The organism is Streptomyces sp. adm13(2018) (assembly GCF_008042145.1).
In the GTDB taxonomy this organism is placed as follows: domain Bacteria; phylum Actinomycetota; class Actinomycetes; order Streptomycetales; family Streptomycetaceae; genus Streptomyces.
Window position 1 is genome coordinate 383,157 of record NZ_RDBH01000113.1, and the last position, 18,665, is coordinate 401,821.

Genomic DNA, 18,665 nt, shown 5'->3' on the forward strand with positions numbered 1-18,665 from the left:
GGGCCTCCCGGGCCCGCCACAAGGTGGGCGTCCCGGTGCTCAAGCTCTTCGCGCACAGCGAGGACGCCGCCGGGTAGCCGCCCGGCCGTCCGGAACCCGTCGGTGCCCGCGCCCCCTGCACGGGGCGCGGGCACCGACGGGTTCCGGACGGCCGGGCGGCTACCCGGCGGCGTCCTCGCTGTGCGCGAAGAGCTTGAGCACCGGGACGCCCACCTTGTGGCGGGCCCGGGAGGCCCAGTCCCGGTGGAAGAACTCCTCCACGTAGTGCGGGGCCGTCAGCACGATCACCTCGTCCGCCTCCGCCTCCTCGACCACCGACTTCATCTTGGTGAGCGGGTGGTCCTCGACGACCTGGCCGACCGCCTCGCAGCCGGCCGCCCTCAGTGCCTGGAGGGAGTGCTCCAGGGCCAGCTCGGCGGGGCGTCTGGCCTCCTTGCCCTCCGGCTCGTCGCCCTCGCGGGTCGCCTCCTTCAGCTCGCCCATCGCCACGTCGTCGATGGCACGGAGCAGTACGTCGGCCTGGTCACCACGCGGCTGCATCAGAACGATGAAGGACACGCCCTCTTCGCCGTGCAGCGTGGTGACGAACTCCACGTCCACGGCCGTCAGGGGCTTCTCGATCATCAGAACGCTTGTGAACACCTCATGAGCCCTTCTGCGGAAACCATCCTTCCCCGTGCCCGCACGGGGTCTGCGTCTGTAAGTGTGCCCAGCCGACGCTAAGCGGAACGACAAATTCCGACGATTGTCAGATCCGACGGTAGCGGGTGAAGAGGAAGCCGTCCTGCTCCAGCAGCGAAGCCAGCGCGAAGCGTGTCGGGACGGCCGTCGCGGGCCCCCCGGCGATCCGCTGGGCGTCGCCCGCCGTCATGGTCGGCGAGACCGACAGGCACAGTTCGTCGAGGACCTCCGCCGCCGTGAACTGGCCGAGCAGCCGGGGCCCGCCCTCGGTCAGCTGCCGCCGGAGCCCGCGCTCCGCGAGCACCGCCTTGGCCCGGGCCGGGTCGACCCCGGCCCCGTCGCCCGCCACCAGCACCTCGGCGCCCGCGGCCCGCGCCGCCCGGACCCGCTCGGCGGGCGCTGCGGCGCCGGTGAGGACCAGGGTCGGCACCAGCGGCTCGGTGAAGAGCGGAAGCGAGAAGTCCAGGTTCAGGGAGGCGCTGACCACGGCGATCACCGGAGCCGGCCCCTGTCCGGCGGCGGCGCGGCGGGCCGCGAAGGCCTCCCGCGCGCGTGCCGGCCGGTACCCCTCCAGGCGTACCGTTTCCGCACCGGCGACGACCACGTCGGCGAGGCCCCGCAGGGTGCCGAAGATCCGCATGTCGGTGTCGGAGGAGAGCGGCTGCGACCGTCCGTCGTGCTGCCCGGCCCCGTCGAGCGAGGAGACCATGTTGGCCCGCAGCCAGGCGTCCTGCCCCGCGGGAAGCTCCGGATACGCGTAGGCGTCGGCCAGCGCGTCCAGCGACCACTCCTGGTCAGGGGCGGTGGAAGCTGTCATGTCCGTCACAGGGAAGAGCCGTCGCATCCTCCGAGTCTGACATGGCGCCTAGAGTGGGTAACTGTGTCGACCCGTGCCCTTCCCGAAGCCGCAGCCGCCCCCGCGGCCCCGCTCTCGCTCTGCTCCCGAGAGCCCCACGTCCCCGCCGACCGGCTCGTCGCGGAGATGGTGCCGCCACCGCGCTTCGACTCCGTGCGGTTCGACACCTACCACCCGGACCCTCAGCAGCCCACCCAGACCGACGCCGTCACGGTGCTGAGCGCCTTCGCCGAGAGCCTGGGCGGAGCGCACGCCTCCGGCGCCGGGAAGCGCCGCTGGTTCGCCCGCAAGCCGGCCGCGCCCACCGGTCCGCGCGGGGTCTACCTGGACGGCGGGTACGGCGTCGGCAAGACCCACCTGCTCGCCTCGCTCTGGCACGCCGCCCCCGCCGAACCGGCGCTCAAGGCGTTCGGCACCTTCGTCGAGCTGACCAACCTGGTCGGGGCGCTGGGCTTCCAGCAGACCGTGAAGACCCTCAGCGGCCACCGCCTCCTCTGCATCGACGAGTTCGAACTCGACGACCCGGGCGACACCGTCCTCGTCTCCAGCCTCCTCGGCAAGCTGGTCGAATCGGGCGTGGCGCTCGCCGCCACCTCCAACACGCTCCCCGGCAAGCTCGGCGAGGGCCGCTTCGCCTCCGCCGACTTCCTGCGCGAGATCCAGGGCCTCTCGGCGCACTTCCGGCCGCTGCGGATCGACGGCGAGGACTACCGCCACCGCGGCCTGCCCGAGGCCCCGGCCCCGCACTCCGACCAGGCCGTCACCGCGGCCGCGTACGCGACGCCGGGCGCCTCCCTCGACGACTTCCCGCACCTGCTGGAGCACCTGGCCAAGGTCCACCCCAGCCGCTACGGCGCCCTCACCGACGACCTCTCGGCCGTCTGCCTCACCGACGTCCAGCCCGTCCCGGACCAGTCGACGGCCCTCCGGCTCGTCGTCCTCGCCGACCGGCTCTACGACCGCGAGATACCCGTCCTCGCCTCCGGACTGCCCTTCGACCGGCTGTTCAGCGACGAGATGCTGAACGGCGGCTACCGCAAGAAGTACTTCCGGGCGATCTCCCGGCTCACCGCGCTCGCCCGCGACGCCAAGGGACTGATCGCGCAGTAGGTTGGAGGCCGTCACCCGATCGAAGGGATTCACCATGGCCACCGTGCGTCACGCCCACACCGTCTGGGAGGGCGACCTCCTCAAGGGTTCGGGCGTCGTCACCCTCGACTCCTCCGGTATCGGCTCGTACGACGTCTCCTGGCCCTCGCGCGCCGAGCAGGCCGACGGGAAGACCAGCCCCGAGGAGCTCATCGCGGCCGCGCACTCCTCCTGCTACTCCATGGCGTTCTCGCACGCCCTGGCCGGCGCCGGCCATACGCCGACCCGCCTGGAGACCAAGGCCGACGTCACCTTCCAGCCGGGCGAGGGCATCACCGGCATCCACCTCACCGTGCGCGGCGAGGTCCCCGGCGTCGACGCCGAGACGTTCCAGGGTCTCGCCGAGGACGCGAAGAAGAACTGCCCGGTCAGCCAGGCCCTCACCGGCACGACGATCACCCTCACGGCAGAACTCGCCGGTTCCTGACCCCAGGTCGGCACCCGCGCCACATGAGGCCGTCGTGGCCCGCATGTTCTCCTGTCACCACCGTGCGTGGTACACACATGCGGGTCACACGTCACTTCACACACCTGTCCGCCAACAGGAAAGTGGGCTGTCTCATGTCCGCGACACGACGTCAGATCCTGTCCCGCACCGGCGCCACCGCCGCCGGGATCGCCTTCACCGGCGCCCTCTCCGAACTCTTCGCCGGCACCGCGAGCGCGGCGACCGGCGGCCACACGGGACGCGGCGGCTACGGCCCCCTCGTCCCCGACCCCCGCGGTCTACTCGACCTCCCCGCCGGCTTCCGCTACAAGGTCCTCTCCCGGCAGGGCGACCCGCTCCGCTCCGGCGAGGGCCCGGTCCCCAGCAACCCCGACGGCATGAGCGCCTTCGCCGGCCGCCGCGGCCGCGTGCACCTGGTCCGGAACCACGAGAACCGGGTCACCGGGAAGATCGGCGTCCCGACCGTGCCCGGTCTGACGTACGACCCGGCCGGCCTGGGCGGCTGCACGGCCCTCGAACTCGACGGCCGGAACAACGTCCTGGGCGAGCGGGTCGCCATCGCCGGTACGGCCGTGAACTGCGCGGGCGGCCCCACCCCCTGGCGGACCTGGCTGACCTGCGAGGAGACCGAGGACAAGGCCGGCACCAACGGCTACACCAAGGACCACGGCTTCGTCTTCGAGGTCGACGGCGCCGACCCGCACCGCACCGGGGCCGTCCCCCTCACCGCGATGGGCCGCTTCCAGCACGAGGCGATCGCGGTCGACCCGGCGAGCGGCATCGTCTACGAGACGGAGGACGCCTTCGAGCACCCCTTCGGCCTCTTCTACCGCTTCCTCCCCCACCGGCCGCTCGGCGGCACGGGCTCGCTGCGCGCCGGCGGCGCCCTGGAGGCCATGCGGGTCCCCGGCGTCGCCGACCTCTCGGTGGTGCAGGAGGCGGGCACCCGCTTCGAGGGCGTCGAGTGGGTCCCCGTACCGGACCCGCAGGCCGCGCGGACCCCCATCAGGCTCCAGGACTTCGGCCCCCGCGGCATCACCCATGCCCAGAAGCTGGAGGGCTGCTACTGGGGCGGCCGGGCCGTCTACTTCGTGTCCTCCTTCGCGCGCCTGGACGACGGCTCCGGCGCCACGCACTTCGGCCAGGTCTGGAAGTACGAGCCGCACCGGCGCCGGCTCACGCTCGTCGTCGTCTTCGGCCCGGACACCGACGTCCAGCTGCCCGGCGAGTCGCCGGACAACATCTGCCTGGCGCCGAGCGGCGGGCTGATGGTCTGCGAGGACGGCGAGGGGGCGCAGCACGTCTTCGGGGTGAGCGAGCGGGGCGAGGTGTACCCGGTCGCGCGGGGCGCGCAGAACATCGGGCGTCCCGAGGCGCCGGAGTGGGGCGAGTTCGCGGGCGTCACCTTCTCGCCGGACCGGGCGACCATGTACGTCAACTGCTACACGCCGGGCACGACGTTCGCGGTCACGGGTCCGTGGCACTGAGCTGATGTCGGCTGAGCGCGTGGACTCGCGCTCAGCCGCTGCCGCGTCGCGAGTCGTAGATGTTCTGATCGGTTAGCTTCCGATAGTGAAATCATCTGTACGACATCTGACGGCTCTCGGTCTTCTGGGGGCCGTCCTCGTCGGCTGCGGCCGGGAAGCCGTCGAGACCGCCCCCGTCGCCCGTGCCGAGAAGACGACCGGCACCGCCGCCCCGGCCCCTCACGGCACCGCGTCCTCGTGCGGTGCGTGTACACGGAGGTACGGCCCCCGGCCCCGGCGGCCGTACCCCCGTGTACACGCACCGCACGAGGACGGCGGGCGGGGCGACGGCGAAGGACGCGGAGAAGGGTGCCGGGAAGGGCTCACAGAAGGCCGCCGAGAAGGCCGCGGAGAAGGTCGTCGCCCTCACCTTCGACGCCGACATGACGGCCGATCAGGGACCGCGGGCCGCCCAGGGCGAGCGCTTCGACAACCCGCAGCTCATCGAGACCCTGCGGCGGCTCGGGGTGGACGCCACCGTCTTCATGACGGGACGCTGGGCGGAGGAGTACCCGGACCAGGCGAAGTCCATCGGCGGCGACCCGCGCTTCGAGATCGCCAACCACTCCTACAGCCACTACGCCTTCGCGTCCCCCTGCTACGGCCTCCCGACCGTCGCCGGGCCCGACATGGCGGAGGACGTCCAGCGGGCCTTCACGTCCTTCCGCGACGCCGGAGCGGTGAACGTCGTCCCGTACTTCCGCTTCCCCGGCGGCTGCTACGACGACGCGGCCCTGCGCGCGCTCGCCCCGACCGGGGTGACGGCCGTCCAGTGGGACGTGGTCAGCGGCGACGCCTTCGCGAAGGACCCGGACGCGGTGGCCGAGCAGGTGCTCGACGGCGTGCGGCCGGGCTCCCTGGTCGTCATGCACTGCACGCGCAGCGCGGCCCCGGTCACCGAGGAGGCGGTCCGCCGCATCGTCCCGGAACTCCGGGCCCGCGGCTACCGCTTCGTGAAGGTCTCGGAACTCATGCGCGGCTGAGCACCGCCGCGGCGGCGGGCGCCCTCACTCCAGCCGGGCCGTGGCCGCGCGGGAGACGGCCGCGCACCCCGCCGCGAGGAGCACGGCGCCCCCGCAGGCGAGCCACGGCGGGGCGGCGGTCGCCGTGCGGGCCCCGGTGATCAGGGCCGTCAGCGCGTGCTTCGCGGGCGAACCGGTGGTCACCAGCGCGAGCAGCGAGCCCAGGACCAGGGCCGCGACGGACCAGCCGGGGCCCCGGACGAACGGGCGCGAGGCCAGCGCGCCGACGCAGGCGCCGGTCAGGGCGCAGGCCAGGGCCGCGAGCAGACCCGTGGTCGCGGCGGCGGACGCGGCGACCCCGCGCCGGTCGCCGACCGCGGTCACCCCGAGAACCGCGACCGCGCCCACCAGGGCGGGCAGCAGGGCCCCGGTGACCAGCGCCGCCAGGTGCGCGCGGCCCCGGCCGGCCGCCGCCGCCACGACGTTCCGGGCGGCGGGCGGCTCCTGGGTGACGCAGACGCGCACCGACCAGGCCGTCACCGGGAGCAGCGCGCCGGCGGCGAGCCCGAGCGCCCCGAGGACCGGTTCGCCCGCCTGTACGCCGACGCCGAGGACGGCCGCGTACAGGAGGAGCGGTGCGAGCCAGCGCTGGGAGCGGAGGAGCAGGCCGGTCTGGTAGCGCAGGAGCGCCGTCATACGCGTACGCCTTCGGGGTCGACGGCGGGCGCCAGGCGGTGGACGTGCCAGGAGGCGGCGAGGAGCGCGCCCAGGAGGGCGTCGGAGTGGGCGGCGTCGACGGTGAAGACGGTGGAGCCGTCCCCGTCCCCCGCTGTGACCAGCGGGTGGCCGGGCAGCCGCTCCGGGAGCGGGAGGGGGCGCGGGCCGCCGGAGACGGTGATCCGCACGCTCGGCCGCGGGCCGTCGGCGGGGCCGGGCCGCCCCGGTGCCGCAGGGGCCCCGGCGGTGCCCGGCCCGGGGGGCGCCGGGACCGGGTGGACCCGGCCCTCGCGCACCTCGTGGACCGCGGACGGCTCCCCCGCGAGCCGGCACGCGTCGTGGTCGACGAAGACGACGGTCCCGCCGGCCGCCCGGCGGGAGCGGACCGCCGCGTCCAGCTCCGCACGCGCGCCCGTGTCGAGGCCGGTCCAGGCCTCGTCGAGGACGAGGAGGCCCGGGTCGGCCAGGAACGCCTGGGCCACGGCGACCTTCTGGCTCGTGCCCTTGGAGAGCTCCGCCATGGCCGTACCGGCGTGCTCGGCCGCGCCGAGGCGTGCGAGCCACTCGCCCGCCCGGGCCCGGGCCCGCGCCCCGCCCAGGCCTTGGACGCGTCCCAGGTGGACCAGGTAGTCGAGGGCCGTGAAGGGCAGGGCCGCCGGGAAGCGCTCGGGGACGTGCGCGGTGCGGGGCGGGCGGCCGGTGACGCGGCCCTCGGTGGGCGCGTCGACCCCGGCGACGAGCCGGAGCAGCGTCGACTTCCCGGTGCCGTTCGCGCCGACGACCCGGACGAGGGCCCCGGCGGGCAGGTCGAGGTCCACCCCGCGCAGGACCCACGGCCCCCGGAGCCCGCGCCGTCGCCCGACCCGCTCCAGTCTCACCCCGCCACCTTCCTCATGAGGGGCATCCTGGCCCGGAGGCGTCCGTCCCCACAAGGAGCGCCCGCGGCGGCAATGGCAGACTTGCCCGGTGAGCAGCAACGAGACCGATCTCCGCGATGAGAAGCCCCAGTTCGTCCTGCCGTTGGTGGTGCGGATCGAACGGGACGCGCCGCCGTCCCGCACCGACGCCCTGGAGACCGCCGCCCACGCCGTCCTGGAGATCCTCACCGACGACCGCTCGCTCGGCGAGGGCGAGTGGGCGGAGGCCGTGGCCGACTGGCAGGACGCCAGGATCCGCAAGGTGGTGCGCCGGGCGCGCGGCGCGGAGTGGCGGCGCGCGGGCACGCTCCCCGGGATCACGGTCGGCGGCCGGGAGGCCGAGGTACGGGTCTTCCCGCCGGTCCCGCTCGACGGCTGGCCCAAGGAGCTGGCCAGGCTCCAGGTGTCGGGCACCGACCTGGACGACCCGGAGGAGCCCGGGCCCGTCCCGGACGGGGCCGTGGTCCTGTGGATCAACCCGGAGCTGGAGATGTCGGCGGGCAAGACGATGGCCCAGGCGGGCCACGGGGCGCAGCTGCTGTGGTGGGCGATGGACGACGCGGACCGGAAGGCCTGGCACGCGGCGGGCTTCCCGCTCGCGGTCCGCACCGCCGCGGCCGGCGAGTGGCCCGCGCTGACCGCGAGCGGCCTCCCGCTGGTCCGGGACGCGGGCTTCACCGAGATCGCGCCCGGGCCCACCGTGGTCGCCGAGGGGAGCGACCGCTTCGCCCCCGGGCTGCGGCTTCCGCGCCCGTAAGGTCCGATCGCCCGGTCCGATCGCCCGGCCCGGGCGACGGGTTCCGGCCGGAGCGGTCGGATCTCCTCCGTTCGGCGTGACCGAAACGGAACCTCAAATCAACCTCTGAACGTGGTCCTCCCGGGGTTCGAACGCATCCGTGGGGGCCATCACGTGGAGGACTGAGGACCGAAGGAGGGGGACATGACGGAACTCGGCATCGGCATCGGCTGGCGTCCCGAGATCGCGGAGGCGGTCGAGGGGCTGTCCGGCATCGACTGGGTGGAGGTCGTCGCGGAGAACATCTGCGCCGACCACCTGCCCGACTCCCTGACGCGGCTGCGCGAGCGCGGCGTCACCGTCGTGCCGCACGGCGTGTCGCTGGGGCTCGGGGGCGCGGACCGCCCCGACCCGGCGCGGCTCGCCGCGCTCGGCGAGAAGGCCGTGGCGCTGGGGGCGCCGCTGGTCACGGAGCACATCGCGTTCGTCCGGGCCGAGGGGCCGCTCACCGCGACCCCGCAGCTCGAAGCCGGCCATCTGCTGCCCGTGCCGCGGACCCGGGACGCGCTCGACGTGCTCTGCGAGAACGTGCGGATCGCCCAGGACGTGCTGCCCGTGCCGCTCGCCCTGGAGAACATCGCGGCGCTCGTCGCGTGGCCGGGCGAGGAGATGTCGGAGGGGCGATTCCTGGCGGAACTGGTGGAGCGTACGGGGGTACGGCTCCTCATCGACGTCGCCAACCTCCACACCAACCGCGTCAACCGGGGCGAGGACCCGGCGCGGGCCCTGTCGGAGCTGCCGGTGGAGGCCATCGCGTACGTGCACGTGGCGGGGGGCGTCGAGCGGGACGGGGTCTGGCACGACACCCACGCCCACCCGGTGCCCGGCGCGGTCCTCGACATCCTGGCGGACCTCGCCTCCCGGGTCGCGCCGCCCGGCGTGCTGCTGGAGCGCGACGACGACTTCCCGCCCGCGGCGGAACTGGCGGGCGAACTCCGGGCGATCCGGGCGACGCTGGCCGGCGCCCGACGCGGGGCGGCCCGGACGGACACGGCCCACCGGCACGGCGCCCGCCCGCCGGTGCCCGCGCCCCGGGAGACGCTCCTCATCGGCGCCGGGGCCCGGGTCTCGGGCGGGCCTATGCCGGAGATCCCCCCGGCGGTGCGCGTCGAGGCGGCGCCCGTCGGACGGGCACCCGTGCAGAGGACACCCGTCGGGGCGGCCCCCGCCGCAGCAGCCCCCGTCCAGGCGGTCCCCGCCGACGCGGCACTCGCCGACGCGGTGCCCGTCGAGCCGGCCCCCGTCGCCGGGCGGCCTTCCGCGGCCGGCGCCCGGCAGCGCGTGGCCGTCGCCCAGGCCGCCCTGCTGTCCGCGCTCGTCGCCGGCACCCCCGTGCCCGAGGGCTTCGACAGCCGACGGCTCGGCGTGCAGAGCCGGGCCCTCGCGGCCAAGCGGGCCGGGGTCGTCGCGAAGGTCGCGCCGGAGCTCCCCGAGATCCTGGGCGCGGACTACCGGCCGGCGTTCCTCGCGTACGCCCGGTACCGGCCCATGACCGGCGGCTACCGCCGGGACGCGCTGGACTTCGCCGAGCACCTGCTGATCGCCGGACGGCCGGAGGACCCCGCCGCGCGGCGGCGGCTCACCGAGTGGTGGCAGGACCGTTCCGGCAGCCGCCCGCCCGGCCGCGCCACCCGGCTCGTCCGGGCCGCCCGCCACGCACTCGTACGGAAGTGAGGTGCTCGTGAACGTCCTCGTCGCGGTCTTCTACCTGGCCGGCGCCGCCGCCGTCGCCCTGCTCCTCACCCGGGTCCTCCGGACCCGCCGGGGATCCGGCGGACCGGTCCACGACCGGTACGAGGTCGCCTTCCTCAACGGCGGCCCGGCCAGGGTCGCCGACGCCGCCCTGACCGCCCTCCAGGCGGACGGCAGGCTGGGGATCGGCGGCCCCGGCATCGTGGCCGTGGTCCGCCCCGTCGCGTACGACCCGGTGGAACGGGCCGTGCTCCAGGCGCACGCGGCCGCCCCGCACGGGGCGCTGCACCACCTGCGGCTCGCCGTGATGCAGCACCCGGCGGTCCAGGAGATCGGCGACGGTCTCGCGGGGCGCGGGCTCGTGGTGGAACCGGCGACCCGGCGCGCGACGGGCCGCTGGTGCGCGGCGCTCCTCATCACCGGCTTCGTGCTCTTCCCGGTGTCGATCGTCCTCACGGTCGTGGAGTACGCGAGCACCCTGGACCCCGGCTCGGACATGCCCTTCCCGTTCGTCCTCAAGGTGGTGCCGCTCCTGGTCGCCCTCCTGGTCACCGCCGCCGTCTGCGGGTCGCTCAGCCGTCGGCAGACCACCCCGGCCGGCCGGCGCGCGGTCGCCGCGTACGGGCGGGAGCACGGTCCGCGCGCGGACCCGGCCCTGCTGGTGGCGCTGTACGGGCTGCGGGCGCTCCCCGACCCGGTGCTCAGGGAGCAGCTCGTGGCCGCCGCCCGGTTCTACGGGCCGCCCCGGCGGCGGGGCGGGCGTCGGGGCGCTGTGCCGCCGTACGTGCACAGCAGTACGTCGGGGTCCTACGACGACTTCGCCGCCACCACCGTGTGGTGCGCGGCGTCGAGTGCCTGCGGCGGGGGTGGCGGCTCCTGCTCGGGCGGCCCCGGTTCGTCGTGCTCGTCGGGTTCGTCGTGCTCGTCGGGGGCCTGTTCGAGCGGTGGTTCGAGCTGTGGCGGGGGCGGGGGCAGCTCGTGCTCCAGCTCCAGTTCCAGCTCGTGTTCCAGCTCCAGCGGGAGTTCCTGTTCCAGCTCCAGCAGCTGATCATCCGTTCGGGTGGCGGAGCCGCGCCGCCTCCCGTACAACTCGGTCATGGTCTGGGTTCCCCTGCTGCTCGTGGCGTGCGTCGTCGCCGGCGTCGGCTGTGCGCGACTCTGCCGGGCGGCGCTCGCGGCGGCCCGGACCGAGGACGGCGACGCGTCCGCAGGGGCCGCCGGGAGTGCGCCGGAGCTGACCGTCGGCGAGGCCGCCTATCTCGCGGGCGGGCCGCTGCGGGTCACCGATTTGACCCTGGTGTCGATGCACCGGGGACGGCGGCTGTTCCTGGCCCGCACGGGCTGGGCGACGGTCGTGGACGCGGCGGCCTGTGCGGCGGACCCGCTGGAGCGGGCCGTCGTCGGCGCCCTGGGTCCCGGCGGTCAGGCGCCGATCCCCGCCGTCCGTCCGCTGGTCGCCGACGCCGACTCCGTACGGCTGCTCGCCGAGCGGCTCGTCGCACGGGGGCTCGCCGTGTCCGCCGCGGGCCGCCGGGAGGTCGCCGCCGGACTGCGGGCGGTGCGGGCCGGGGTCGTGCTGAGCCTGGTCCTCGGGGTGGTGTCCGCGCTGCTGGTGCCGGCCGCCGAACGGGCCCCGGTGCTGGCCGGGTTCGCGCTGCCGCTGGTCGCGTCGGGGCTCTGTCTGCTGATCGGGCGGGCCGAGGTGTACCCGTACACGCGCTGGGCGTCGCCGGCCGGGCAGCGGGTGCTCGCGGGGCTGTCCGCCGCGGATCCCCTGACCGCCCTCGCGACGCGGGGTACGGGGGTGCTCGAACCGGAGCTGCGGGCCGCCCTGCGCGGCCGCGGCTGAGGGGCTCGCGGGGGGCCGTGAAGGGCCGGCGGGGCCGGCGGAGAGGCCCCGTAAATGACGCCGGTGCGGCGCGCGTCCGCGCGCCGCACCCGGAGCCGGACCCGGTGTCGCTGGAGCGGCAGGCCTTTCTCGCGCCTGCCCTCTGATCTTCCGGGTCGAAGGATGGCACGCCCGGCCGGAGCCGGGCCACCACCAGGTCGTGCGGGCGGCCGTCAGGCCAGGCCCGCCACCAGATCGGCGACGCTCTTGCGGCGACCGGTGTAGAACGGGACCTCCTCGCGGACGTGCATCCGGGCCTCGGAGGCACGCAGGTGACGCATGAGGTCCACGATGCGGTGCAGCTCGTCGGCCTCGAAGGCGAGGAGCCACTCGTAGTCGCCGAGGGAGAAGGAGGCGACCGTGTTGGCGCGGACGTCCGGGTAGCCGCGGGCCATCTTGCCGTGGTCGGCGAGCATCCGGCGGCGGTCCTCGTCCGGCAGCAGGTACCAGTCGTAGGAGCGGACGAAGGGGTACACCGAGACGTAGTCGCGCGCGTTCTCGTCGGCCAGGAAGGCCGGGATGTGCGACTTGTTGAACTCGGCGGGGCGGTGCAGCGCCATGTTGGACCAGACCGGCTCCAGGGCGCGGCCCAGGCGGGTGCGGCGGAAGAGGTTGTACGCCTCCTGGAGCTCGTCGCTCGTCTCGGCGTGCCACCAGACCATCACGTCGGCGTCGGCGCGCAGACCGGAGAGGTCGTACGTGCCGCGGACCGTGATGTCCTTGGCCGCGAGCTGGTCGAACAGCTCCTGGACCTCGTCGGCGAAGCCGCCGCGGTCCTCGGGGAGAACGTCGCGCAGCTTGAAGACGGACCACAGGGTGTAGCGGATGACCTCGTTGAGGTCCTTCGCCTTCTTACCGGCGTTCGGGATCTTTTCGGGCGCACTCATACGCCCATTCTCGCCCGTCACAGGGAGTGCCCCGCACCGGGGTCGGTCCTTTTCGACGTGGCGATGATCTCGTCCGCCGCCCGGTGGGCCGAGGCGATGCAGGCGGGGATGCCGACGCCGTCGTAGGCGGCGCCCGCGACGCGCAGCCCCGGGAGGGCGGCGACGGCCTCGCGGACCCGGGCGACCCGGTCGAGGTGCCCCACCGGGTACTGCGGCAGGCCGCCGGTCCAGCGGGTGACGGTGGTGGCGACGGGCCGGGCGGCGAGGCCCGTGGCGGCGCCGAGGTCCTTGAGGGAGGCGGCGACGAGGTCGGCGTCCTCCCGGAGGACCTGCTCCTCCTCGCCGTGGCGGCCGACGGAGGTGCGCAGCACGAACAGGTCGGGGGCGCCGTCGGTGACCCACCGCCACTTCTGCGAGGAGAAGGTGGAGGCCTTGATCGTGTGGCCGTCGACCGGCGGTACGAGGAAGCCGGAGCCGGCCAGGGCGGGCACGTCGGTGCGGCGGAACGCGAGGGTGACCAGGGCCATGGAGGCGTACGCCACGGCGTCCAGCTCGGCGGCCGCGGCCGGCGCGTGCGGGGCGAGGAGCCCAGCGGCGGGGCCCGCGGGGGTGGCGAGGACGACGGCGTCGGCGGCGCGGACCCGGTCCCCGCAGACGACCTGCCAGCCGGTGGCGCCGGTGCGGCGGAGCGCGGTCACGGGGGCGTCGGTGACGATCTCGCCGCCCGCGGCGCGGATCGCGTCGGCCACGGCGCCGGGCAGGGTGCCCACGCCGCCGTCGACGCCGAGGAAGACGGAGCCGCCGAGGCCGGTGCCGGAGCCCGCCGCGTCGGCGGGGACGGCCGCCGCCGCCCGCTGGACGGCGCGGACGGCGTCGGTGAGCGTGCGGTGCTCGCGGGCCGCCGCGAAGAGCGCGGGGACGGCGGCCCGCATCGAGATGCGGTACGCGTCGCCCGCGTAGACCCCGCCGAGGAGGGGCTCCACGAGCCGGTCGACGACCTCGTGGCCCATGCGCGCGGCGACGTACGCGCCGATGGCGGTGTCCTCGCCGACCTCGGTGGGGGGCAGTTCCGCGTCGAGGGCGATCCGGCGGACGCCCTCCGCGGAGAGCAGGCCCTCGACGGCGCGGGCGTCGCCGGGGACGCCCATGACGTGGCCCTTGGGCATGGGGACCAGCTCGCCGCGGGACCAGACGGACGCGGTGGTCGTGCCGGGGGCCTGGAGCCGGTCGCCGAGGCCGACCGCGCGGGCGAGGTCGACCGCCTCGGGCCGGCGGGCGAGCAGCGACTCCGCGCCGAGGTCGACGGGGGCGCCCGCGATCTCCCCCGCGAGCAGCTTGCCGCCGAGCCGCGGTCCCGCTTCGAGGAGGGTCACCCGGTGGCCGGCGAGGGCCAGCCGGTGGGCGGCGGCGAGTCCGGCGATCCCGCCTCCGGCGACGACGACAGAGGGTCCCGTGGTGTCCGCGTTCATGGGACCACTCTCTCAAATCGCCCACGGTGTCCGGTTCCGGGGCTCCTCGGAGGCTCCGCCTCCCCCGCGCCCGTTCCGAGGCCGGACCGTGACCGCATCGCTACCGCCGGAGGGCAACCCGGCCGGTGGGCCGCACGTCGAACCGGCGACACCTACCACCCCTGGGGGGATTCCATGCGGAGCACACGGACGACGGCGAGAACGCGGGCGGCGGCGGGCGGGGTCCTGCTCACGGCGGCGCTGCTGCTGACCGGCTGCGGAGCCGGCGGCGACTCGGCCGGGAGCGCCAAGCGGGACGTGAGCGCCGCGGACGCCAAGGGCGGCGCGGAGCAGGGGGCGGCCGACGGCTACACGGGACCGAACGCCGAGAAGGCCCCGGCCGCGCCCTCGAAGGCGCCCGCGCGGCAGCACGTCATCCGTACCGCCTCGCTCTCGGTGGAGGTCGCCGACGTGCCGAAGGCGCTCGCCACCGCGCGGGACGCGACGGCCGCCGCGGGCGGTCGCGTCGAGAACGAGTCGACCGAGCGGGTGGACGAGGGACACGTCGTCTCCCGCGTCGTGCTGCGGGTGCCGCAGGAGCGGTACGAGGCGGTCCTCGGCGAGCTCACCGGCACGGGGAGGCTGCTGTCGCGGAAGGCGGACGCCAAGGACGTCACCGAGCAGGTGGTGGACGTGGAGAGCCGGATCGCCACCCAGCGGGCGAGCGTGGCGCGGGTGCGGGCCCTGATGGACCGGGCCGAGAAGCTGGCCGACGTGGTGACCCTGGAGGGCGAGCTGAGCCGCCGCCAGGCCGACCTGGAGTCGCTGCTGGCCCAGCAGTCCTCCCTGAAGGACCGCACGTCGCTGGCGACGATCACCCTGGAGCTCTCCCAGAAGGAGAAGCCGCGCGAGGAGGAGCGCGAGGAGGGCCGGCCCGGCTTCGGCGACGCCCTGAGTGGCGGCTGGAACGCGCTGGTCGGCGCGGCCTCCTGGGCCGTGGTGGTGCTGGCGGCCCTGGCCCCGTGGCTGGCCGTGGCCCTCGTCGGCTACCTGCTGTGGAGCCGGGTCGTCCGGCCCCGGCGCACGGCCCGGGCGGCCCGTACGGCCCCGCCGGCGGCTCCGGCCGGCGTCCCCGCGGCCCGGCGCGACGCCGCCGGAGCGGCCGTGCCGCCCGCCGGTCCCGAGGCCCCCGGCAGCCGCGAATGAGCCGACGGGGAGCGGCGGTTCGGCCGGCATGGCGTCCCCGGCCCGCAACCGAGCCCACACTGGGGGCATGAGCGAACGACTGGTGGTCATCGGTGGCGACGCGGCGGGGATGTCCGCCGCGTCGCAGGCACGCAGGCTCAAGGGGCCCGAGGACCTGGAGATCGTCGCGTTCGAGCGCGGCCACTTCTCCTCGTACTCGGCCTGCGGCATCCCGTACTGGGTCGGCGGGGACGTCGCCACCCGCGACGAGCTGATCGCGCGCTCCCCCGAGGAGCACCGGGAGCGCGGGATCGACCTGCGGATGCGGACGGAGGTGACGGCGATCGACCTGGACGGGCAGCGGGTCCTCGCCCGGGACCTGGCGACCGGCGGCGAGACCTGGACGGGCTTCGACAAGCTGGTGGTCGCGACGGGCGCCCGCCCCAGGCGGCCCGCCCTGCCGGGGATCGACGCCCCCGGGGTGCACGGGGTGCAGACCCTGGACGACGGACAGGCGCTGCTCGACTCGCTGAACGCGTCCGACGGGCGGCGGGCGGTCGTGGTCGGCGCGGGCTACATCGGCGTGGAGATGGCCGAGGCGCTCCTCCACCGCGGCTACGAGGTGACGGTCCTGCACCGGGGCGAGCAGCCGATGGCGACCCTCGACCCGGACATGGGCCGGCTGGTGCACCGGGCGATGGACGGCCTGGGGATCACCACGGTCGCCTCCGCGGAGGCCACGAAGATCCTCACCGGTGAGGACGGCCGGGTCAGGGCGGTCGCGACGGACGAGGCGGAGTACCCGGCGGACGTGGTCGTGCTGGGCATGGGCGTGGTCCCGGAGACCTCGCTGGCCCGGGCGGCGGGGCTGCCGCTGGGCGCGCACGGGGGGCTGCTCACCGACCTGGCCATGCGGGTCAGGGGCCACGGGAACATCTGGGCGGGCGGCGACTGCGTGGAGGTGCTCGACCTGGTCTCGGGCCGCGAGCGGTACGTGCCGCTGGGCACGCACGCGAACAAGCACGGCCAGGTCATCGGGTCCAACGTCGGCGGCGACTACGCGACCTTCCCCGGGGTCGTGGGCACGGCGGTGTCCAAGGTCTGCGACCTGGAGCTGGCCCGGACCGGACTGCGGGAGAAGGACGCGCGGGAGGTGGGGCTGCGGTACGTGACGGTGACCGTGGAGTCGACGAGCCGGGCCGGGTACTACCCGGGGGCCGCGGAGATGACGGTGAAGATGCTGGCCGAGCGGCGCACCGGCCGCCTGCTCGGGGTGCAGATCGTGGGCCGGGAGGGCGCGGCGAAGCGGGTGGACGTCGCGGCCGTGGCGCTGACGGCGGGGATGACGGTGGAGCGGATGACCGCGCTGGACCTGGGGTACGCGCCGCCGTTCTCCCCGGTGTGGGACCCGGTCCTGGTCGCGGCCCGCAAGGCGACGGCGGCGGTCCGGGCGGCGGGCTGACGACAGAACGACGGCCGCCGGGGGCCCCGGCGGCCGTCGGACGGGTGGTGCGGGCCGGTCAGACGGCCGTCCGGGTGTGGACGTACTCGACGAGCCGGGACAGGGCGTCCGGGTCCATGGACGGCATGACGCCGTGGCCCAGGTTGAAGACGTGGCCCTCCAGGTCCCGCGCGGCGGCCAGGATCTCGTCCGTCTTGGCCTCGACGACCTCGGTCGGGGCGAAGAGGACGGCCGGGTCCAGGTTGCCCTGGAGCGCCTTGCCGGGGCCGACGCGGCGGGCGGCCTCGTCGAGCGGGACGCGCCAGTCGACGCCGACGACGTCCGCGCCGGCCTCGCCCATGAGGCCGAGGAGTTCGCCGGTGCCGACGCCGAAGTGGATGCGCGGGACGCCGTACCCGGCGATCGCGTCGAACACCTTCGTGGAGGCCGGCATGACGGAGCGGCGGTAGTCGGCCGGGGCGAGGGCGCCGACCCAGGAGTCGAAGAGCTGGACGGCGGAGGCGCCGGCCTCGATCTGGACCTTGAGGAAGGCCGAGGTGATCTCCGCGAGCCGGTCGAGCAGGTCGGCCCAGAGCTGCGGGTCGCCGTACATCATGGCCTTGGTGCGCTCGTGGCTGCGCGAGGGTCCGCCCTCGACGAGGTAGCTCGCGAGGGTGAACGGCGCGCCGGCGAAGCCGATGAGCGGGGTGTCGCCCAGCTCCTCGGTGAGCATCCCGATGGCCTCGGTGACGTAGTGGACGTCCTCGGGGGTCAGGTCGCGCAGCCGGTCCAGGTCGGCGCGGGTGCGGATCGGGTCGGCGACGACCGGGCCGACGCCGGGCTTGATGTCGAGGTCGAGGCCGATGGCCTTGAGGGGGACGACGATGTCGCTGAAGTAGATCGCGGCGTCGACCTTGTGGCGGCGGACCGGCTGGAGGGTGATCTCGGTGACCAGCTCGGGGCGCATGCAGGAGTCGAGCATGGGGATGCCCTCGCGCACCTTCAGGTACTCGGGGAGCGAACGCCCGGCCTGGCGCATGAACCAGACGGGGGTGTGCGGCACGGGTTCGCGTCGGCATGCCTTGAGGAACGCGGAGTCGTACGTCCGCGACTGCTTCGTCTGCTGGCCCGTGGGGCGTTCGTTGGCACTCACGCCCAGAATCTTCGCATGTGGCGGGAAGCCGCTCGTCCGGGCAGGGTGTCCCTCCCTGCGTGGAGGGCCCGTTCCGCCTACTCTTCCCCGCATGGCTGCGGCTCAGGGACATTTTTCCGATCATTCCGACGGCGATCGAGGGACGGGCGAAACGGCGGACAGTACGGAGGCGGACGCGGTGCCACCGGCGTTCCGGCGGGCGGTGGAGGCCCTGCGCGCGGCCCGGCTGCGGCCCGAGATCGAGGTCGACCCGACGAGGCCGCCGCAGCGGCTCGCCCCCCACGCGTACGCGGTGGAGGCGGCCGTCGTGGACGGCGAGGACGATCTCGCGGACGGGCGGCTGGTGCTGCTGCACGACCCGGACGGGCACGAGGCCTGGAAGGGCACCTTCCGGCTCGTCACGCTGGTCCGGGCGGAGCTGGAGCCGGAGATGGCGGCCGATCCGCTGCTGCCCGAGGTGTGCTGGTCCTGGCTGACCGGGGCCCTGGAGTCCCGGGGGCTCGCGTACGGGGAGGCCGGCGGGACCGTGACGATGGCGGGCTCGCACTACTTCGGCGCGCTCGCCGACCGCAGGCCGGCGACGCAGATCGAGATCCGGGCGTCCTGGACGCCCGGATCTCGAGGGCTGGGCGGGGTCCCGGACACCGGTGCGCACCTCTCGGCTCGGTGCGGCCTGCTCTGCCAGATCGCGGGGCTGCCGCCGGTGGCCGCGGACCCGGCGGCGGGGACGACGGGGACGGTGACGGGCGCGGGGATCGTCTCGCTGCCGCAGCGACGAGGGCCGCAGCAGGCCTGAGGGACGGGATCAAGCCATCCTGCGGAGCGTCCGGAGCGTGCGCGGGTGGGCTGGGCGTCCCCGGTGCCCGAACGGCGGCTCCACCCCTCCCCCTCAGGAGTGAATCGAGGGGGCCCGCTCGTA

General features: G+C 75.2%; 17 protein-coding genes and 2 pseudogenes. 12 read left to right on the forward strand and 7 right to left on the reverse strand.

What is annotated here, in order from left to right; translation table 11 throughout:
- Positions 1 to 77: pseudogene (locus EAO70_RS11775) on the forward strand (indole-3-glycerol phosphate synthase); the annotation flags it as partial.
- A gap of 82 nt (positions 78 to 159) precedes the next feature.
- Here EAO70_RS11775 and EAO70_RS11780 read toward each other — a convergent pair.
- A complete protein-coding gene (locus EAO70_RS11780; protein WP_148002925.1) occupies positions 160 to 642 on the reverse strand; it encodes an indole-3-glycerol phosphate synthase in 483 nt (160 codons plus the stop codon).
- A gap of 106 nt (positions 643 to 748) precedes the next feature.
- Positions 749 to 1,525: a pyrimidine reductase family protein gene (locus tag EAO70_RS11785; protein ID WP_148002926.1), complete on the reverse strand. Its 777-nt coding sequence runs from the start codon at positions 1,523 to 1,525 to the stop codon at positions 749 to 751.
- A gap of 36 nt (positions 1,526 to 1,561) precedes the next feature.
- Here EAO70_RS11785 and zapE point away from each other — a divergent pair, with 36 nt between their 5' ends.
- The 4 genes and pseudogenes from zapE (at position 1,562) to EAO70_RS11805 (ending at position 5,643) form a co-directional block, all read left to right on the forward strand.
- Positions 1,562 to 2,647 (forward strand): cell division protein ZapE, encoded by a 1,086-nt coding sequence (gene zapE, locus EAO70_RS11790; RefSeq protein ID WP_148002927.1) that lies wholly within the window; start codon positions 1,562 to 1,564, stop codon positions 2,645 to 2,647.
- A 34-nt stretch (positions 2,648 to 2,681) separates the two neighbouring features.
- Complete coding sequence (locus EAO70_RS11795) at positions 2,682 to 3,113, forward strand: OsmC family protein (RefSeq protein WP_148002928.1); 432 nt, start codon at positions 2,682 to 2,684, stop codon at positions 3,111 to 3,113.
- A 134-nt stretch (positions 3,114 to 3,247) separates the two neighbouring features.
- The gene (locus EAO70_RS11800; RefSeq protein ID WP_148002929.1) at positions 3,248 to 4,621 is read left to right on the forward strand and encodes an alkaline phosphatase PhoX; all 1,374 of its coding nucleotides are present in this window, start codon (positions 3,248 to 3,250) and stop codon (positions 4,619 to 4,621) included.
- A 106-nt stretch (positions 4,622 to 4,727) separates the two neighbouring features.
- Positions 4,728 to 5,643: pseudogene (locus EAO70_RS11805) on the forward strand (polysaccharide deacetylase family protein).
- A 24-nt stretch (positions 5,644 to 5,667) separates the two neighbouring features.
- Here EAO70_RS11805 and EAO70_RS37860 read toward each other — a convergent pair.
- A complete protein-coding gene (locus EAO70_RS37860) occupies positions 5,668 to 6,318 on the reverse strand; it encodes an ABC transporter (RefSeq protein ID WP_187283847.1) in 651 nt (216 codons plus the stop codon).
- Positions 6,315 to 7,217 carry an ATP-binding cassette domain-containing protein gene (locus EAO70_RS37865; protein ID WP_187283848.1) on the reverse strand — a complete coding sequence of 301 codons (903 nt, stop codon included), beginning with the start codon at positions 7,215 to 7,217 and terminating at the stop codon, positions 6,315 to 6,317. The genes EAO70_RS37860 and EAO70_RS37865 overlap by 4 nt, the downstream gene beginning before the upstream one ends.
- An 88-nt stretch (positions 7,218 to 7,305) precedes the next feature.
- Here EAO70_RS37865 and EAO70_RS11815 point away from each other — a divergent pair, with 88 nt between their 5' ends.
- The 4 genes from EAO70_RS11815 to EAO70_RS11830 all read left to right on the forward strand — a co-directional run bounded on the left by EAO70_RS11815 (position 7,306) and on the right by EAO70_RS11830 (position 11,593).
- Complete coding sequence (locus EAO70_RS11815; protein WP_148002931.1) at positions 7,306 to 8,013, forward strand: peptidyl-tRNA hydrolase; 708 nt, start codon at positions 7,306 to 7,308, stop codon at positions 8,011 to 8,013.
- A gap of 183 nt (positions 8,014 to 8,196) precedes the next feature.
- Complete coding sequence (locus tag EAO70_RS11820) at positions 8,197 to 9,726, forward strand: DUF692 domain-containing protein (protein ID WP_148002932.1); 1,530 nt, start codon at positions 8,197 to 8,199, stop codon at positions 9,724 to 9,726.
- Between the two features lies 1 nt (position 9,727).
- Positions 9,728 to 10,792, forward strand: coding sequence for a TIGR04222 domain-containing membrane protein (locus EAO70_RS11825; protein ID WP_148002933.1), 1,065 nt, complete (start codon positions 9,728 to 9,730; stop codon positions 10,790 to 10,792).
- Between the two features lie 48 nt (positions 10,793 to 10,840).
- On the forward strand, positions 10,841 to 11,593 hold the full coding sequence (locus tag EAO70_RS11830) for a TIGR04222 domain-containing membrane protein (RefSeq protein WP_148002934.1): 753 nt from the start codon (positions 10,841 to 10,843) through the stop codon (positions 11,591 to 11,593).
- 212 nt (positions 11,594 to 11,805) lie between these two features.
- Here the strand turns inward: EAO70_RS11830 and hemQ are convergent, their stop codons facing one another.
- Both hemQ and hemG read right to left on the reverse strand, forming a co-directional pair.
- Positions 11,806 to 12,519: a hydrogen peroxide-dependent heme synthase gene (gene hemQ, locus EAO70_RS11835; protein ID WP_148002935.1), complete on the reverse strand. Its 714-nt coding sequence runs from the start codon at positions 12,517 to 12,519 to the stop codon at positions 11,806 to 11,808.
- 17 nt (positions 12,520 to 12,536) lie between these two features.
- Entirely contained in the window at positions 12,537 to 13,988 is a 1,452-nt protein-coding gene (gene hemG, locus EAO70_RS11840) for a protoporphyrinogen oxidase (protein WP_148002936.1), read from the reverse strand.
- Positions 13,989 to 14,162: 174 nt separating this feature from the next.
- Between hemG and EAO70_RS11845 the strand changes: the two genes are divergently transcribed.
- Both EAO70_RS11845 and EAO70_RS11850 read left to right on the forward strand, forming a co-directional pair.
- Positions 14,163 to 15,173, forward strand: coding sequence for a DUF4349 domain-containing protein (locus EAO70_RS11845; protein WP_148002937.1), 1,011 nt, complete (start codon positions 14,163 to 14,165; stop codon positions 15,171 to 15,173).
- A gap of 67 nt (positions 15,174 to 15,240) precedes the next feature.
- The gene (locus EAO70_RS11850; RefSeq protein ID WP_148002938.1) at positions 15,241 to 16,614 is read left to right on the forward strand and encodes an FAD-dependent oxidoreductase; all 1,374 of its coding nucleotides are present in this window, start codon (positions 15,241 to 15,243) and stop codon (positions 16,612 to 16,614) included.
- Positions 16,615 to 16,672: 58 nt separating this feature from the next.
- Here the strand turns inward: EAO70_RS11850 and hemE are convergent, their stop codons facing one another.
- Entirely contained in the window at positions 16,673 to 17,746 is a 1,074-nt protein-coding gene (gene hemE / locus EAO70_RS11855; protein ID WP_148002939.1) for a uroporphyrinogen decarboxylase, read from the reverse strand.
- Between the two features lie 91 nt (positions 17,747 to 17,837).
- On the opposite strand from hemE, the gene EAO70_RS11860 reads away from it, so the two are divergent.
- Entirely contained in the window at positions 17,838 to 18,542 is a 705-nt protein-coding gene (locus EAO70_RS11860) for a DUF3000 domain-containing protein (protein WP_148002940.1), read from the forward strand.
- Positions 18,543 to 18,665: the final 123 nt, after the last annotated feature.

Coding starts and splice junctions, on each gene's coding strand:
- EAO70_RS11785 (WP_148002926.1), bottom strand. CDS start 1,525: ATGCGACGGCTCTTCCCTGTGACGGACATGACAGCTTCCACCGCCCCT.
- EAO70_RS11795 (WP_148002928.1), top strand. CDS start 2,682: ATGGCCACCGTGCGTCACGCCCACACCGTCTGGGAGGGCGACCTCCTC.
- EAO70_RS11800 (WP_148002929.1), top strand. CDS start 3,248: ATGTCCGCGACACGACGTCAGATCCTGTCCCGCACCGGCGCCACCGCC.
- EAO70_RS37860 (WP_187283847.1), bottom strand. CDS start 6,318: ATGACGGCGCTCCTGCGCTACCAGACCGGCCTGCTCCTCCGCTCCCAG.
- EAO70_RS11820 (WP_148002932.1), top strand. CDS start 8,197: ATGACGGAACTCGGCATCGGCATCGGCTGGCGTCCCGAGATCGCGGAG.
- EAO70_RS11830 (WP_148002934.1), top strand. CDS start 10,841: ATGGTCTGGGTTCCCCTGCTGCTCGTGGCGTGCGTCGTCGCCGGCGTC.
- hemQ (WP_148002935.1), bottom strand. CDS start 12,519: ATGAGTGCGCCCGAAAAGATCCCGAACGCCGGTAAGAAGGCGAAGGAC.
- hemG (WP_148002936.1), bottom strand. CDS start 13,988: ATGAACGCGGACACCACGGGACCCTCTGTCGTCGTCGCCGGAGGCGGG.
- EAO70_RS11845 (WP_148002937.1), top strand. CDS start 14,163: ATGCGGAGCACACGGACGACGGCGAGAACGCGGGCGGCGGCGGGCGGG.
- EAO70_RS11850 (WP_148002938.1), top strand. CDS start 15,241: ATGAGCGAACGACTGGTGGTCATCGGTGGCGACGCGGCGGGGATGTCC.
- EAO70_RS11860 (WP_148002940.1), top strand. CDS start 17,838: ATGGCTGCGGCTCAGGGACATTTTTCCGATCATTCCGACGGCGATCGA.